The organism is Xenorhabdus aichiensis, assembly GCF_028598775.1.
In the GTDB taxonomy this organism is placed as follows: domain Bacteria; phylum Pseudomonadota; class Gammaproteobacteria; order Enterobacterales; family Enterobacteriaceae; genus Xenorhabdus; species Xenorhabdus bovienii.
Genome location: NZ_JAQRFO010000022.1, coordinates 58,897 through 75,782, shown reverse-complemented (window position 1 = coordinate 75,782; position 16,886 = coordinate 58,897). Strand labels below are relative to the sequence as shown.

Genomic DNA, 16,886 nt, shown 5'->3' with positions numbered 1-16,886 from the left:
ACAGTTTTTAGGAATGCTCAAGCTTCCACCTGTCGTGGTAATCCAGCATCCCTCTATCAGCTTTAGTAACTTGGTAGGATGGCAGATTACGTGGCCGTCAGTGAAAATAGCGGCATGGTAATGTTGATGAGGGCTCTTGTTCTGCTCTCTTACCCAAACCAAGTGAAGAACGCCAGCTTGAGAATATTGGTTAATTTTCTTTCTTAACAGTTTAGTAAAATTAGAAATGACACTATTATTTTCATTATATTCTTTTACCCTTAGATCAAACCTTGCCATCATCACACGTGACGTATGACTAAAGGATTCACATACGACTCCCATAAAACTATCCATTATTTTCTTTACTGGATAGACACTCATATCTCCCCATTCATATACAGGCACGACATGATTCTGATACTTATAAAACCCCACTTTATTTCTGCATGAAAAAAAACTACTAGCCATGCTCACATAATCATTAAAGCTCATAATAATATAAATATCCTGAAGTCTATGTATTCCTGAATCCTTTGTTCACCAGCAGTTAGAAGACTTTTCGGTGATGCAAAATGGAGAAAAGCGATTCATCTCTGTGCATAGCTAAAGTAATAAGCATTAACAGGTAGTAATCTACCTGTCGGTGCACCTAATTTTAAATTAGGTGCGAGAGACTTTTAAAAATTCAGGCTTCCATCCCACCTCAATTCTACCGATGAATTCAGGGCCAGGGATGTCACCGTTTCGAATCCAACGATTTAAAGTCGAACGACTGATTCTGAAAAAATTGCATAAGTCATTCTTCGAAAGATATCCATTTATAGGAATAGGCTTAAATTCTTCGTTTAAAGGGGAGGTTGTATTCATCTCATTAACCTTAGCTCTGATAGCACCAAAGCAAAAGATCAGACAGCAGCCATGCACAGCTACTATTACCGAGGTGTTTACGTTTTGGAAACATGCCCGTTCTCTCAAGCTTCCATGCTTGAGAACGAGAAATAGAGGTGATCTGTTGACGCTCCTTTTCACGTACCAGCCTATCAATCTGGATACCGTAGAGCGCCAGAATCTCTTTTTTTGAAATGTTGTTGTCAGTATTAGCCATACCCAGCTCCGAATAATCATTCAATGCTGGGCATTTTGAATCACTTTAATTTATGCAGAAACGAACTCAGGGGCTGGGTTCCACATATTTGCTGAAGATTTAATCAATCGAAGGCCGTTTTTGACGAGTTTACGTATTTGCCTAGTTAAGTAGTCTAAATACGGCTTATCGACAGAACGCTCGCAAGAGCCAAGACTTCTTGCGTGACCGTATATCTCTGGTGACTTTTCAAATTGAATTGCAAATTCATCATGAATTGAATAGGCGGCCGCTAATGCTGATAGTTTTCTTTCAGTAGGCTAGATACGTAGAGCTTTTCTGATCAAGTAGCAAATGAGGTTTAATCGGAATTTGGCACGATTTTTTGAGACAAGCCCGCCTCGACTTCCAGCTTCAGCGAAAAATTGAAAATAGGCATTCTTGTTCTTGTGTGGATTGTGAACATTGCTCTCATCAGAGGTACGACCTAAGTAGTCATGGCCTAAATAATCTTTAGCAGGATAGCCATAGATGTAATCAGTATTTCGGCTATAGGAGATCGGGACAGTCATAATCATCCGGTTACAATACATTAGGTTTTCTCGGTTATTCAATTAAAACAACAGAAGGGGGTTTGGCTAGATTCATAAGCAGTCGTGCCTGAAGGGATTCATTACGAGGCCAAAGATGCTACCTGACCCATTACCTGACCTAAACTGCTTAAAAACAAAAAGGGGTTAGATGATTTATCATCTAACTCCTTGATAATTCTGGTGGCCCCTGCTGGACTTGAACCAGCGACCAAGCGATTATGAGGCGGGAATTAACGTTCTACTTATTTATACTTATTCTTAATTTTCAATTAATTATGAACAATAAAACAACTGTATAAATAACCAGAAATAACCTAAAATACTTGTCTACGGCATCCTATAGGTATCCTAGAACCTGAAAACGATTCACAGGATACCTTAATCGCTTGGTAACGATAGAAAAGTAGATTTTCACTTTTTTAATATAGGGAGGGAGATGTGGAAACGTTCAAATTTACGAAAGCTAAATTAGAGAGCTTACCATCCGCAGAACGTGGGCAAATCGAATATGGGGACACACTGGTAAACGGGTTACGTATTCGTATCGGTACTAGCGGCGTTAAAAGTTTCTGTATCTCCAGAAAGAAAAATGGAAAGTTTATCCGAGCCACATTAGGGCGGTTTCCTGATCTCACCATTGATAATGCAAGAGCAAAAGCACTAGAGGTTCTTGGTGAGGTTGCGACTACAGGCCAGAATCCCAATGTCGTTAAGCGTACCAATGAAAAAGCTACAGTGACATTATCAGATGCTATAGAAACTTATATTTCGAACCGAGGACATAGATTAAAACTATCTACAGCTAACCAATACCGTTCTATACTGACAAACTTTTCCGGTGACTGGATGCAACAGCCGCTCGTATCAATAAATAGAGAGCGTGTCGAACTTAGGCACAAGGCTATCACTGATGGCACGGTTTGGTTTGGTGCTGACAAAGCAACTCGCGCATGATCATTATCGGGATGAGAAAGAAAGAGTTTTGTTACCTGATCCGCCTACTGCAGTTTTGAGTACAAAACGTAAATGGCATGGCACAGTCAGAAAAATAGAACGTATTCGCACACATGAACTTGAGCGCTGGTTAGGAGCTATAGTGGATGTGCGGGTAAAAGCAGAAAATGAAAGGGATGATATCGCAGCCGCTGTATGTGATGCGGTTGAAATGGCTATGTTTACTGGATTACGTCAAGCAGAGATTTTTAACCTCACTTGGGAACGTGTAAACATGGGAGGTCGTTATTTCTGGATAGAAACAACCAAAAATGGCGATCCGCTTGAGCTTCCTATTACTGACACTTTAAGGAATTTATTTCGCCGCCGTTTAACGATGAAGCAAGGGGAACAAAAACTTGTTTTCCCCGGTCGGAAAGGTGTTATCAAAGAATGTCGGCATATTATCGCTCGCATCAGTGCAGCTACCGTTCCTGAGCCAAATTTGGATATGCTCAAGACGATACCATTCAAATGGCATGATGCCCGCCGCACATTTGGTACAATCGCTGAACTAAATGGAGTTGGTAGCTATATTTTGAAACGGTTATTGAATCACAGGACATTTCGCAGTGCTGATGTAACTCAAGGCTATCTGCATTTTGGCGCTGATGAATTGCAAGAACCGGCTAAAAAAATTGAACAGGCCATACTGGAACATGCTGGCCTTATAGAGAATACAAGAACATTAGACCAAAGGATTATTTCAATGCTGGTGGGTATGAGTGATGAAGATAAGCAGAAAATTCTTTTTCAGTTATCAGAACAAGAAGCTTGAAACTTATTAATTCAGCATAACCGAACAATGTTATTTTGATATTCGTTCGGTTTTCAGCCAAATATAGAATGATTCTTATTCTTTCCTGTACGTTGCATTATACAAGATGAACGACTATTTCAGTTTGCTATTTATAAGTAATCTATCACTACTGATAATCAATAATACATAGTGATAAAAATGAAAACACATCCTACCTCAACAATTTTAGATAAATTCACCAGAGCAGAGGCTGCTGCTTATCTTGGTGTCACTTCACAAACTCTCGCTAATTGGGCACATACCGGAAAAGAAAAAATTCCTTATCATAAGATAGGCCGTAAGGTTATTTATTTTAAATCAGATCTTGATGGTTATTTAATTTCAACTCGCCGTGTTCAGACAGCTTAATAAGCAAGAAAAAATAAAAGGGTAACATTGAAAATGTTACCCTTGAAATAATTATCTTTTTATTTTTATAGAATAAAGAAACTTGTGAACCGAATTAATAAAATATATTCAATTCAACCTTTAGGCGTAATTCCTAATCGTTCCAGTTCGTTACGCCCTAAAGTTTTAAGCCAGTTAGCTAGGCTCATTCCTGATTTTAAAGCAGCATCCTCAAACTGTTCTTTCAGTTCTGGAGTTATACGCATTCTAAATTGTGGGGATTGCCCATCACCTTTTGGACTTTTGTCTCGTTTTATCGTTGACAAGTGACCACCTATTGCATTAACCTCATCTGTATTAGGTGGTCACCTTAACATGATGAAGCCTATAAAATCAACGCCCCCGAACAGTGCTACCAACACTGAGCGAGGGCTAACCACCAACGATAACGACAATATCGAGGTAGCTATGTATCAATATACCTTTCTCATCGGAAAGGGCAAAGCCCGTTTGCCTAAAATCCTCTCTATGCGCTTTACCTCCATTCAGGGGGTACACTATGAACAATAAACCTATCTCATTAAAACAGGCGCTATATCGTGCAGGTCTGGGAATTTCACTTTTCGCGTACATTACCCAAAAAGCCAAAGATGAATGCGAAACCAATTTAAATAACCTGATTGCACTGGCGCATGGCATTCATCAGGAAGTTCACCGCGACCTGTTGAAACACGTCCCGCAGAACCCAGTGAATAAATTAGTCAATTGTATTGTACGCAGGGAAATAGATCCATTAGGTCAGTCCTCGTTTCGCGCGGGCTTATGCACTTCTTTATATGAAATCATTCTTGAACAGGCCAGCCAACATTGTTCGGAAGAGTTACATGATTTGTTGTCGCTGGCCTGTGATATCAATCAGGAAGTTTACCACGCGCTTTATGCGGTGGTTAATGGTGAGGAAGAATGATCATGAGTCAAGGAAATCATAACCCTAAAAGCCGCCCGATTGACTTAATCCGCGCTGTGAAGCAATCCGCCGCCAATTATTGGCAAAACCTGTTGCCCGCTTGTGGCGTTGATGTTCCCGCCAAGGGAAAGCATGGTGCTTGCCCGATATGCGGCGGAACTGACCGTTTTCACTTTATCGATGATAACCATAACGGCGACTGGCATTGTCGCCAGTGCGATGAGCCAAATCACGGTGACGGTTTGGATTTGGTGGCAAGAACCAAAGGGATCACCGTCTTTGCAGCGGCTAAGCTGGTGGCGGATATGCTGGCAATGCCTTTGCCGGAACCCAAGATCGCCAAAGAACAATCTAGAGCAGCAAAACCTATTGCTGAACGCATCATGGCACTGGTTGCCACCGCTGTTAAGGGCGAATCTCAATATCTGCTGAAAAAGGGGCTGCAATGCCCCAATCAGCGGTTATTAAAAGATGGTTCGTTGCTGCTGGTGACTCAAACGCTGGACGGCACAATCACGGGCGGACAAACCATTAAGCCGAACGGTGAAAAGCGCCTTGTTGCAGGTACGCAGAAGAAAGGCAGTTTTATCGCCATATCCAAAATTACCGGAACGCCGGACATTTTCATTATCACCGAAGGTTACGCCACCGCTTTAACGGTCAGGCAGTTACATAAAGGCGTTGTGCTGGCGGCCATCGATGAAAGCAATTTATCGACAGTAGCCGGACTGGTGAGAGAACAGTGGCCAGACGCGAAAATTATCCTTGCTGCTGATAATGACTGGAACGAGCCGGAAGAACGGGACAAAAACGGCAGGCCAAAAAAGAACGTTGGCAAAATCGCAGCGGAGAAGACCGCTATAGCGATTAATGGCTGGGTAACGCTACCGCCTACGGCATTAAAAGCCGATTGGGATGATTATCGCCAGCATTACGGTATCGAGGCAACAAAGCAGGCATTTAATAGCGGGTTATACCAGTTCGAAGGAAAAGCACCTGTGCAAGTAGTCGAAGAAGTGGCAGTGATCCACGCAGAGAAACCCAAAAAGGCCAATAATAATCTGGCACAAATGGCAGCCAGTCAGCGCGGGGCGCTAGTGGTCGAACGCTATGGCAAGGTAGCGGTCAATCCTGAAAGCGAAATGGTTTATCACTATAACGGCACAACATGGGAAACCGTATCGGATAATGAGCTGCGCCGTACAATGGTGGCAATCTTCGACCAACACGACACCCCTTACAGCCCAAACGGGATCAATAACGCTATCTATGCCATGAAATTACAAGTGCCTGTGATCGGCGAACAACGGCAGGATTTAATCGGGTTTCGTAATGGTGTGTATGAATTATCGACACAACAATTTACCCCGCATCAGCCGGAACATTGGTTAATGAATCATAACGGCATTGCATTCACCCCGCCTGCTGTCGGTGAAAATTTGCCAGATCATGCCCCAGATTTTTATCGCTGGTTATCCCATGCGGCGGGGAGTAATGAAAACAAGATGGCACGTATCAAAGCCGCCCTGTTTATGATTCTGGCAAACCGCTATGACTGGCAGTTATTTATTGAAGTCACAGGAGAAGGTGGCAGCGGTAAAAGTATCTTTACCTATATTGCTACCTTACTGGCAGGGGAACACAATACCGCCAGTGGTAATATGAGAGCACTGGATGAAGCCAGAGGCCGTTATCAGTTTGTCGGGAAAAGCCTGATCACGTTGCCCGATCAGGTTAAATATGTCGGTGAAGGGGCAGGCATTAAGGCCATTACAGGCGGCGACTTGATTGAAGTTGATGGAAAATATGAGAAGCAATTCTCAACTGTGATTAAAGCTGTCGTATTGGCAACCAATAACGAGCCAATGAGTTTTACAGAACGTAACGGCGGTATTGCACGTCGGCGGGTGATATTTCCGTTTAATATTCCGGTGAAAGAATCAGAGAAAGACCCGTTATTATCCGAAAAAATCAGTCGGGAACTGCCTGTGATTATTCGTCACTTATTAAACGAATTTGCCGACCAGAATAAGGCGAAAAAACTGCTACAAGCGCAACGCGATTCTAACGAAGCATTAACAGTGAAAAGTAATTCTGATCCGTTGTATCGCTTTTGCGGTTATCTGGTGTCTGTCAATGATGCAACTGGAATGAAGATGGGCAATAAGAACATCATCCCACGGGCACCGAGAATGTATTTATATCATGCTTATCTTTCTTTTATGGAAGCACACGGCTTTGAGCGACCGCTCACACTGACCAAGTTCGGCGAATCACTTCCCAAAATTATGCTGGAGTATCGTAAGGAGTATCGGAAAGTGCGAACCAATAAAGGTTACTCTTATAACGTTGAATTATCCGAAGAAGCGGAAGAATGGCTACCCTCTGTACCTGAGTTACGAAACAGTTAAGCCTGCTGTATAAAACTTTTAGGTTTAGGTCTGCATTCCATGCACTATTTTAAATATCTATCTGTATTTAAAGGAAAATAATAGGTGTATAGTTATTTTTTAGCTATACACTAGTATACATTCTCTTCATTAATGTAAAAAATAGGTGAACAGGTGATACAGTGAATGAATATCATATTAATTGCGGAAAACCCAGATGTAGCAAGGCGTTCAGTGAATTATGCAGAGGGTGCACAGCGAAGGAGGCGAAAAAGATTTTTAGGGGGGTATCTCTGGCAGGCAAATAAAAGCTGGATGAGTCTGGGATAATAAATTTAGTGCATAATTTTTTTATTATGGTAGGACTGAAATTAAAATTAAGTAATTGTCTGATTTTTCTTAAGAATAGAGATTCATCACAAATTTAAAGGTGGATCTTTTCCATGCTGGAATGGGTAAGCATTGTTGTTATATCCTGCTTAATTGATGCTACATCGGAAATCTTGACACAAGTCAATCAATTATTAATTTGATATTGAGTGCTACGGAGAATTGAGGAATGACACATAAAAAATATAATCCCACTTGGGATGGTTATATGGGCGATTTTTTAAGGGGTAATGTAGGGATTAATCAGCTAAAACCCCAGCATGAATTTTTTGATGCCATTGGGTTAGAAAAAGTATTGAGTGATAATACCCAATATCACTTTGTTCTCACATTAGCGCAAGCCAAAAGCATTATTGAGGATATCAGTCCCTCCCATCCACAAACCCCAAGTCATGGAGAAGCATTTGCAAGAGGTACGGAAGCAGAAAATCTAAGTTACGGAGACGAATTTGCAAGAGGCACGGAAGTAGATAACAAGAAAAAAAATCCTATGGCGTATGTATTTTCTGTCACAGATCCTATTTCCACCTATGCGGGAAATATTTATGATTCACATGGGTTTTCTGATGTTTGCCGGGAATTTAAGAGGTTAAGTATTACTGCAAAAACCTATGTGGGAGAAAATGGGAAAAAATATATTCATCTGTCAGGTCATGCTGGTCTTAGGCGTCTTGTCAGGGGAACCCGATACGGTGCTAGCCACCCTCAAATGTTAACCATGGGGATAGGACAGCAGGGTCTTAATGCTAGTATTATCAAAGGTGTTAGATTCTGTATTGTCTTTTCGATTGGCTATAGATTGATAGAAAGTATTTTTAAGGATGAATATACTTTAGCCGATTTTATCGGCAACATAACAATGGATATGGCTAAAACTGCTATTATTGCTGCTTCCTCTTGGATTGTAGGATCACTTTTAACTGCCACTGCTTTGGTAGGTGGAAGTATTATTGTTGTTGCGGGAATAGTTTTAGCTGTTGGAATTCTAGTGGCTATCGGTTTAGATCTTGTTGATAAGCAATATGGAATAAGCGAAAAATTAATAGCACTTTTGAAAGAAGAAATGAAGAGAAAGCCAAGAACACCGGAAGCAGACTTACAATATTTTTTTAATACGATGGGAAGAATTAGGTGAATAGCAAATATTTAAAAGCCTTGGGTGGAGTAATATTGTTATTATTCCTTACATTTCTGATGTACTTCATTATTAAATCTGCTGTTTCATTAGTATTAATGAAAGATGAAATAACATTCTCCAGCGCAGTTATTATAAGTATTCTATCTTTCCCTATAATATTTTACTCTTTATCAGGTTCTATTTTTTTCTTTATATTTGATAGATTACCTAAATACAACAAGATACTTGTTAAGTACCTGAGTAGATTGATGATTGCATCATTTGTCATTAGCTTACCTATCTCTTTTTATGTTGATTATAAGTTAAAAAATGATGGTTATTTGACATGTGATAAAATATCGTGGATGTCACCAACAACCTACGTAAAAAATTTATTACTTTGTAAATGAAAAGTTTTGTAAATATTTTGTCTTCATGTTTCCCCTTGTTTAGCCTCTAAATCACAGAGGCTTTTTTATTATTTTTCACGGTGTTAAATAGTGTTTTAAAGAAAATAACTATTCCAAAAACACCATGAAAAAACTACTCGAATTACGCCAGCAAAAAGCCGATTTAACCCAGCAAATGCGTTCCCTTCTCACCAAAGCTGGAGATGAAAAACGCTCACTAACCAATGATGAAGCCAAACAGTTTGACGAACTGCGCAGCCAGTCCGATTCCCTGAATGCGGAAATTGCCCGTTATGAAGCATTGTCTGATGAAGAACGCAGTCAGGCAGGTAAAACCCAGCCGACCAGCAAGAACCTCAGTAATGACGAATTGCGTCACTATATTCTGACCGGAGAAACCCGCACTTTGTCTACGGGCGTTCCGTCAGAGGGCGGCTATACCGTTATCCCTGAACTGAATAAGCAGATCATGCAGCAATTGGCTGATGAATCTGCCATGCGCAAAATCTGTACGATTAAAACCACACGCAGCAACGAATATAAGCAATTAGTTTCGGTCGGTGGTGCGGCGGTGACACACGGCGAAGAAGGCAAGGCACGTGGCGAGACAACCACACCGAAGATGGAAGAAGTGAGCATCAAGCTGTTCCCCATTTACGCTTACCCCAGAACCACCCAAGAGATTATCGATTTTAGCGATGTAGATGTTCTGGGCTGGCTGACCTCAGAGATTGCCGATACGTTCGTGGATACCGAAGAAACGGATCTCGTGAGTGGTGACGGTAGCAAAAAAGCGAAAGGCTTCCTGTCTTATCCTCGCGACATCCAAGGCGACAAGGTACGTGATTTTGGAACGCTGCAAAAACTGGAAGCTACCACGCTTGAGGCTGATAGCCTGATTGATCTTAAGTTCCTGCTTAAGAATAAATACCGCAAGAATGCGGTGTGGGTGATGAACTCCACGACTGCCGCCAATGTGCAAAAACTTAAAAATGGTAATGGCGATTATATCTGGCGCGAACGTCTGCAAGCGGGTGATCCTGATATGTTATTGGGTTTGCCTGTCCATTATCTCGAATTTATGCCCGATAAGATCATTAGTCTGGGTGACTTCAAACGTGGTTATTTCATTGTTGACCATGAAACAGGTATTCGTACCCGTCCCGACAATATCACCGAGCCGGGATTTTATAAGGTACACACCGATAAATATCTGGGCGGCGGTCTGGTGGATTCCAACGCAATCAAGGTGCTGGAAGTGAAAGCAGCCAGTAAATAAGCGAGAGGGGCACAGCACCCCTTTTCCGTCTTGGAGTCTATAGAATGAATGATATTGAATTAAGAACGGCATCACTTTCTGCCAGCGATAAGAAGCTGACAGGTTATGTGATTAAATGGAACAGTCGATCACAATTGCTGTGGGATGAATTTGTCGAACAGTTTGCCCCGAATGCGTTTCGTGCCAGTTTAACGGCAAGTGCCGATGTCAGGGCACTGTATGAACATGATCACATGAACCTGTTAGGCCGCACTGCGTCCGGTACGTTGCAACTTAGCGAAGATGCTACCGGATTACGCTTCGAGTTAACCCCGCCTGATACGCAGTTAGGGCGCGATGTGCTGATACTGGTTGAACGCGGTGATATCGCTGGGATGAGTTTCGGATTCAGGGCACTGAAAGACCAATGGGATACGGGGCAAGCGCCTTATGTTAGAACTGTCTTAGAAGCTGAATTGCGGGAAATCACTGTCACCAGCTTACCCGCCTACCCTGAAAGCGGGGTGGAGATTGCCAGACGTTCCCTGAATGCGGTTAAGCCTCGTGATGCTGATTTACGTCATTACTGGCTGCAACTGTCCGAGGTGTAACTATGTGGCCTTTTAAGCGAAAAGACACTGAAATCCGCAGCCTGAGCATTGATGAGTTTCTTTCTCTGGCGGGCGTGTCTAACACCAAATCGGGCGAGCATGTTTCACCGTCTACGGCGGAAGGCTTACCCGCCGTAATGAATGCGGTCACTGTCATTAGTGAAGCGGTGGCCACCATGCCTTGTTACCTGTATCGGGTTCAGCACCAGAACGGCAAAGAATCCCGCGAATGGCTCAGTGATCATCCTGTCGATTATTTGCTGAATGAGTGTCCGAATGGCTGCCAGACCCCGTTTCAGTTTAAGCGAACCCTGATGCGTCATTGCTTACTGAACGGCAATGCTTATGCGGTAATTGTCTGGGGGCGGGAGGGTCAGCCACAATCGTTGCACCCTTACCCACCGTCAACGGTTGTACCGCAACGGTTATCGGATCACCGGTTCTCATATACCATCACAGAGCCTTATAGCGGTAAGGTTAAAACCTACTTACAGGAAGAAGTTCTACATTTACGCTATGCCACAGAAGACGGCTTTCTTGGGTGTTCGCCAGTTACTATTTGCCGTGAAACTTTAGGTCTGGGACTGGCACAACAACGCCACGGCGCTAGTATCATGAAAGACGGCATGATGGCGGCAGGGGTAATTAAGTCTGCTGACTGGCTGGATGGCACCAAGGGCGCTAAGGCACTGGAAGCGCTCGAACGTTATAAAGGCGCACGTAATGCAGGGAAAACCCCCATCCTTGAAGGCGGGATGGAATACCAGCAATTAGGCATGAGTAACCAAGATGCGGAGTGGCTGGCTTCCCGTCGCTTCACGATTGATGATATCGCCCGTATGTTCAACGTCAGCCCGATCTTTCTGCAAGAGTATTCGAACAGTACCTACAGTAACTTTAGTGAAGCGTCCCGCGCCTTTCTGACCATTACCATGCGTCCGTGGCTCGCCAACTTTGAACAGCAAATCAAATCGGCCTTGCTGATGGCATCCCCGAAACGGGGGATTCGTTATCAGGTGGAGTTTGATATCGCCGACCTGCTTCGTGTCAATCCGAAAGAACGCTTCCAAAGCTACGAGACGGCGATTAAATCGGGGGTGATGTGCCCGAATGAAGCCCGTGAACGTGAGGGATTATCCCCCCGTGATGGTGGTGATGAATTTAGTCAGGCATGGAAGCAAACGGTAGAAATCAAGAAACAACCGGAGGGCGAGGAATGAGGGCAGGCAGATTGAGGCATCGGGTGATTATCCAGAAATCCGAGCCGTCACGCGCTCCGTCAGGGCAGGTTATTGACAAGTGGGTGGATGTCACCACCATCTGGGCGGAAGTGAGGGCGATTAGCGGGCGTGAGCGTTTGGCATCCGGTACCGTGTTCTCTGAGGCCACTGTGCGTATCTGGATGCGTTACCGTGATGACGTGACCACCGCCAATATCATTCTCTATAACGAGGCTAACACCAGAGGAACTGCTTTTGACATTGTGGCGGTTATCCCTGATGCGAAATACACCCGCTTAGAGTTGCTTTGTAAAGGCGGTGTTTTCTAATGACTGAAATCCCTTTAAATGAAATCAAACAGCATTGCCGGCTGGATGAAAGCGACACGCTTGATGATGCCTTGTTAATGGGCTATGCCGAAGCCACGCTGGAAGTCTGCCAGCAACATATTGGCAAGCGGTTTGATAACGGATTGACCTTTACCCCTGCTATTAAGGTGGGCTGTCTGCTTTATATCGGTTTGCTGTATGAAAATCGGGAGATGGTGACAGAAACAGAACTTAAAGAAGTCCCTTTTACCATCAAGTCATTGTGGTCTGTCTATCGTGATGTGGGAGTGTATTAGATGCCGTGGCAACCTTTAAAGCGCTGTAGTTATCCGAGTTGCCGTGAACGGGTGAAGTCAGGCCGCTGTGAACAACACCAACGGGAAGCCCGACGGCAGCAGGACAAACAACGGGAAACCCGAACCCAACGAGGCTACAGTAACCGATGGGGACGCTACCGGCTACAATACCTGAAAGCGAATCCGTTATGTGTCCACTGCCTACAGCAAGATATCTATGCCTCTGCAACGATTGTGGATCACATTATCCCGATACAGGGTGAAGCTGATGTGTTGTTCTGGCCTGAATCTAATCATCAATCGTTATGCCCGCCCTGCCATAACCGCAAGACCGTACAGACAGATCCTATCACCAAAGCGAAGCGTAAACAGGGTATCTATCAGGAACGGGAAACCGAAGCGGCAAAGCGTCGCGGTTGGTTAGTCGCAGAATAATAACAAATGAAATAGTGGGTGGGGGTATCAAAAATGACCAACGCGCTTCCCAGCGGAACCGACCCCCTCCTCCAATTTTTACGCACGGCACTTTTTTTGAAAATAAACTCACAAGGAAGACAGAAAATTATGGCAAGGGCACCCAAACCCCCGACGTATCTTAATGACATTGCCGCCAGTCAGTGGAAATCCAAGGCAAAAATCTTAGGCGAACGGGAAGATCTGACCGCCGCTGACTGGAACAACTTAGAACTGTACTGCGTCAACTATGCCATTTACCGAAAAGCGGTGGCAGACCTTGATATTCGGGGCTTTAGCATCGTAAACAGTCAGGGCAGCGAAAGCCGCAATCCGTCACTGAGTGCCAAATCCGATGCAGAAAAAATCATGATAAAAATGTCGTCATTGCTCGGCTTTGATCCTGTGTCACGGCGTAAAAATCCGGTAGAAACTGAGGAAGAGGACGAGTTAGACCGCCTATGAATGCATGGGAGCAATACGCTTTTGATATCCAAAACGGCACAATTCCGGCTTGTAAGCGCCTGAAACAAGCAGTGAAACGCTATCATAACGACCTGAATAACCCGATTTATACGTTTGATTCTGAGGTTGTTGGGCGTTTTATTGCCTTCTCCCGTCTCTGTCCACACGTCAAAGGGCACTTGCGGGGTAAGCCCATTGTCTTGGAGCCGTGGCAGCAATTTGCCTTTGCCAACCTGTTCGGTTTCAAAGTCAAAGCGACCGGACGCAGAAAGTACCGTAGCGCTTATATTCAGGTGCCGCGCAAAAATGCAAAATCCACTGTGGCCGCCATACTGGCGAACTGGTTTCTGGTGATGGAGAACGGGCAGCAGGATATTTACACCGCCGCCGTGAGCCGCGATCAGGCGCGTATCGTGTTTGATGATGCCCGCCAGATGAGTTTGTTATCAAAGCCGCTGAAAAAGCGGGTATCCATCCAGCAACATAAACTGACCTATTCGAAAACCAATAGCCTGTTAAAGCCACTGGCAGCCAAAGCTTCCACGATTGAGGGCACAAACCCCAGTCTGGCCATTGTCGATGAGTACCATTTGCACCCTGATAACGCGGTGTATTCTGCCCTTGAATTAGGCATGGGCGCACGTCCCGAAGGTGTCCTGTTTACCATTACCACGGCGGGCAGTAACGTGATATCCGCCTGTAAACAGCACTATGATTATTGCTGTCAGATACTGGATGGCGAAGAACACAACGCATCGCTGTTTGTCCTGATTTACGAGCTGGACGACGAGAACGAGATTGATGATGAAGCGCTTTGGATCAAGGCCAACCCCAATCTGAATGTCTCGGTAGACAGTGACGCTTTGCATGACACGATACAGAAAGCCCGTGGCATTCCCTCACAATGGACGGAGATGTTAACCAAACGCTTTAATATCTGGTGTCAGGGCGAAACGCCGTGGATGGGTGAAGGTGCTTGGAAATACTGCCAGTTAGATTACGATGAACAAGACCTGAAAGGCTTGGAGTGTTACGCCGGATTAGATTTGTCCTCAACAGGCGATATTACCAGCATTTGTTACACCTTCCCCGTGGATAACGAACTGTTATTACTGACCCGCCATTATTTGCCCGAAGCCCAGTTACAGAACCCAGCCAACAAGAATCGGGCTGTCTATCGTCAATGGGCGCAAATGGGCTGGATACGTACCACAGCAGGCGATTGCATTGATTATGACCGTATCCGTGATGATATTCTGAAAGACAGCCAGCACTTTGATATCAAGCTAATTGGCTTTGACACATGGAATGCCACGCACCTACGCACCCAATTACAGGGCGCAGGCTTAGATGTTGAGCCGTTCCCGCAAACCTATATGCGTTTTAGTCCGGTAGCGAAATCGGCTGAGGTGTTCGTTAACCGCAAAATCATTCGTCACAACGGCGATCCGGTGCTTGCATGGGCGATGTCTAGTGTCGTGATGGAAACAGACGCCACCGCCAATATCAAGCCGAATAAAAAGAAATCCGCCAACAAGATAGATCCCGCAATTGCATTTCTGATGAGTTTTGGCACATGGCAAGCAGAGCATGAAGACTTTGCGTTTAGCTTAAATGAGGAACAGCAGCAGCGATTGAATAGCTTTGATGGAATTTAGATAACTGATTGATTTTTTAATACCTGTGCGGTATAGAAATTAATGAAATCAAATGTTCAAAAGGTGAGATATTGCACTCGTTTTTGGGATTAGTCTCTAGTTTATTTGACAGTATTCTGTATAAAAGTGCGACTAAATCGGACAATAAGATACTTTATAACTGTATCTTTATTGTCTGCAAGGCGATTCTTGGTTATTAATAATTCAATATTTAACGAGATGCATTATGACGAGTCAAGCAACAGAAGAGTTGAAAGAAATTTACCAAAAAATTAGTAAGAAAATGGTTAAATTAATACCTTATCTGACGGTTTTGTCCGGCATAATGGTATGGAGTTACTTAAATAATATTGGTAGACTAGATTTACTAATAGACTCTTTTTCAATTAATATAGGATTGATATCTTTATTAATATCTGCGGTAATTTTCTCTATTTCTATAGTTATAATCCTCATTCTACCTAGCTCCATACTTATTTCTCACTACTCCATATTTCCTAATATAATTAAAAACCCAATATCTATACCTTGGCTAGGTTGGGGGTGTTCAACTTTATTCTTAACATTAGCATTCCTTCCTCACGTTCCTTTTATTAAAAAAATAATCTCACCTCCTTCTGTATTACTAACCATCACTATAATAGCAATATTATCTTTTGTTATTTTTATATCAATTTCATTATTTAAGGGGGATTTTAAAAATAATAGTATTTTTGATAAGTTTAGAAAGGTAGGTCAAGTACTAGTAGCTACATTCACAATAGTATTCGCTACATTATCAATATCGCTCCCTGTTAGTTTGCTGTTAAAGAATAGTACAGGAGAGAAAACAATATCATTGCTAATAGCATTGGTTTTCATGATTGCATTTGCACTATCATCATTTCTTCCAGCAATGGTATATTTTAATGATATAAAAAACACTTCATCAAGTAGTGAAAACAAAAGTATAATTCTATTAGCAAAAAAATTATCAATCGCTGTTATTTTAACCATAATAACCACATCCATTCTATTTCCTAATATAACCTCTACACTAGTGAATAGTTCTCTTTATTCTATTGGTATCATGGATAATAAAAGCCATCATTTTCTAATTAATGGCAATAAGTATCAGCCAAACATGTTCCCCCAGCACTTATGGATGACATCGACAACAAACAAGATTGAGAAAGGCTTTTTCATCTATGGAATAAGAATGTTTTCCGCCGGAAATAAAAATTTAATATGCCCAGATAGTGTTGGTGAATTTAAAAAAAATATTGATGGAAGAAATTACGATTTAATTACTTCCTCTGGTAGTGAAGACAGTGCAAGAAAACTAAAAGACATGACTGATATTTGTGTTATTTTGAATAGTGATGATGCTAAACAATGGGATACTTTCTTTAAAATTAATAGCCAAAACTAAATGATATTTTATATAATCCCATAGCCAGAATAATAATTCTGGCTTTATTCTTTTCGTTACAAAAAATTTGATGGAAGAAAGAACAATTATTCTGAGTTTGGGATCTCCCCAA

The 16,886-nt window shown here is 42.9% G+C and carries 18 protein-coding genes and 1 pseudogene; 16 read left to right on the top strand and 3 right to left on the bottom strand.

Annotated features, from left to right (window positions below):
• A partial coding sequence (locus PSI22_RS11575; RefSeq protein ID WP_273579874.1) for a YagK/YfjJ domain-containing protein occupies nt 1-474 on the bottom strand: 474 nt, incomplete at its 3' end.
• Nucleotides 475-859: 385 nt separating this feature from the next.
• Nucleotides 860-1,087 carry an AlpA family phage regulatory protein gene (locus PSI22_RS11570; protein ID WP_273579873.1) on the bottom strand — a complete coding sequence of 76 codons (228 nt, stop codon included), beginning with the start codon at nt 1,085-1,087 and terminating at the stop codon, nt 860-862.
• A 1,010-nt stretch (nt 1,088-2,097) separates the two neighbouring features.
• Here PSI22_RS11570 and PSI22_RS11565 point away from each other — a divergent pair.
• Nucleotides 2,098-3,430: pseudogene (locus tag PSI22_RS11565) on the top strand (site-specific integrase).
• Between the two features lie 180 nt (nt 3,431-3,610).
• Nucleotides 3,611-3,820: a helix-turn-helix domain-containing protein gene (locus PSI22_RS11560; RefSeq protein WP_038204307.1), complete on the top strand. Its 210-nt coding sequence runs from the start codon at nt 3,611-3,613 to the stop codon at nt 3,818-3,820.
• A gap of 113 nt (nt 3,821-3,933) precedes the next feature.
• Here the strand turns inward: PSI22_RS11560 and PSI22_RS21505 are convergent, their stop codons facing one another.
• Nucleotides 3,934-4,125 (bottom strand): hypothetical protein, encoded by a 192-nt coding sequence (locus PSI22_RS21505; RefSeq protein WP_038204309.1) that lies wholly within the window; start codon nt 4,123-4,125, stop codon nt 3,934-3,936.
• A 49-nt stretch (nt 4,126-4,174) separates the two neighbouring features.
• Here PSI22_RS21505 and PSI22_RS11550 point away from each other — a divergent pair, with 49 nt between their 5' ends.
• The 14 genes from PSI22_RS11550 (at nt 4,175) to PSI22_RS11485 (ending at nt 16,774) form a co-directional block, all read left to right on the top strand.
• The gene (locus PSI22_RS11550) at nt 4,175-4,369 is read left to right on the top strand and encodes a hypothetical protein (RefSeq protein ID WP_273579872.1); all 195 of its coding nucleotides are present in this window, start codon (nt 4,175-4,177) and stop codon (nt 4,367-4,369) included.
• Nucleotides 4,359-4,766 (top strand): hypothetical protein, encoded by a 408-nt coding sequence (locus tag PSI22_RS11545; protein WP_273579871.1) that lies wholly within the window; start codon nt 4,359-4,361, stop codon nt 4,764-4,766. The genes PSI22_RS11550 and PSI22_RS11545 overlap by 11 nt, the downstream gene beginning before the upstream one ends.
• A gap of 2 nt (nt 4,767-4,768) precedes the next feature.
• Complete coding sequence (locus tag PSI22_RS11540) at nt 4,769-7,177, top strand: primase-like DNA-binding domain-containing protein (protein WP_273579870.1); 2,409 nt, start codon at nt 4,769-4,771, stop codon at nt 7,175-7,177.
• 538 nt (nt 7,178-7,715) lie between these two features.
• Nucleotides 7,716-8,681, top strand: coding sequence for a hypothetical protein (locus PSI22_RS11535; RefSeq protein WP_080718300.1), 966 nt, complete (start codon nt 7,716-7,718; stop codon nt 8,679-8,681).
• A complete protein-coding gene (locus PSI22_RS11530; RefSeq protein WP_038222693.1) occupies nt 8,678-9,073 on the top strand; it encodes a DUF1240 domain-containing protein in 396 nt (131 codons plus the stop codon). Before PSI22_RS11535 ends, PSI22_RS11530 begins: the two co-directional genes overlap by 4 nt.
• A 124-nt stretch (nt 9,074-9,197) precedes the next feature.
• Nucleotides 9,198-10,352 carry a phage major capsid protein gene (locus PSI22_RS11525; RefSeq protein ID WP_273579869.1) on the top strand — a complete coding sequence of 385 codons (1,155 nt, stop codon included), beginning with the start codon at nt 9,198-9,200 and terminating at the stop codon, nt 10,350-10,352.
• A gap of 44 nt (nt 10,353-10,396) precedes the next feature.
• Entirely contained in the window at nt 10,397-10,942 is a 546-nt protein-coding gene (locus PSI22_RS11520) for an HK97 family phage prohead protease (RefSeq protein ID WP_238100311.1), read from the top strand.
• A gap of 2 nt (nt 10,943-10,944) precedes the next feature.
• A complete protein-coding gene (locus tag PSI22_RS11515; RefSeq protein ID WP_273579868.1) occupies nt 10,945-12,162 on the top strand; it encodes a phage portal protein in 1,218 nt (405 codons plus the stop codon).
• Nucleotides 12,159-12,491 (top strand): phage head closure protein, encoded by a 333-nt coding sequence (locus PSI22_RS11510; RefSeq protein WP_273579867.1) that lies wholly within the window; start codon nt 12,159-12,161, stop codon nt 12,489-12,491. The genes PSI22_RS11515 and PSI22_RS11510 overlap by 4 nt, the downstream gene beginning before the upstream one ends.
• Complete coding sequence (locus PSI22_RS11505; protein WP_273579866.1) at nt 12,491-12,787, top strand: head-tail connector protein; 297 nt, start codon at nt 12,491-12,493, stop codon at nt 12,785-12,787. Before PSI22_RS11510 ends, PSI22_RS11505 begins: the two co-directional genes overlap by 1 nt.
• Nucleotides 12,788-13,222: an HNH endonuclease gene (locus tag PSI22_RS11500; RefSeq protein ID WP_273579865.1), complete on the top strand. Its 435-nt coding sequence runs from the start codon at nt 12,788-12,790 to the stop codon at nt 13,220-13,222.
• Between the two features lie 129 nt (nt 13,223-13,351).
• Nucleotides 13,352-13,705 (top strand): phage terminase small subunit P27 family, encoded by a 354-nt coding sequence (locus PSI22_RS11495; protein ID WP_273579864.1) that lies wholly within the window; start codon nt 13,352-13,354, stop codon nt 13,703-13,705.
• The gene (locus PSI22_RS11490) at nt 13,702-15,363 is read left to right on the top strand and encodes a terminase large subunit (protein ID WP_273579863.1); all 1,662 of its coding nucleotides are present in this window, start codon (nt 13,702-13,704) and stop codon (nt 15,361-15,363) included. The genes PSI22_RS11495 and PSI22_RS11490 overlap by 4 nt, the downstream gene beginning before the upstream one ends.
• Nucleotides 15,364-15,589: 226 nt before the next feature.
• On the top strand, nt 15,590-16,774 hold the full coding sequence (locus PSI22_RS11485; RefSeq protein ID WP_273579862.1) for a hypothetical protein: 1,185 nt from the start codon (nt 15,590-15,592) through the stop codon (nt 16,772-16,774).
• The last annotated feature ends 112 nt before the right edge of the window (nt 16,775-16,886 follow it).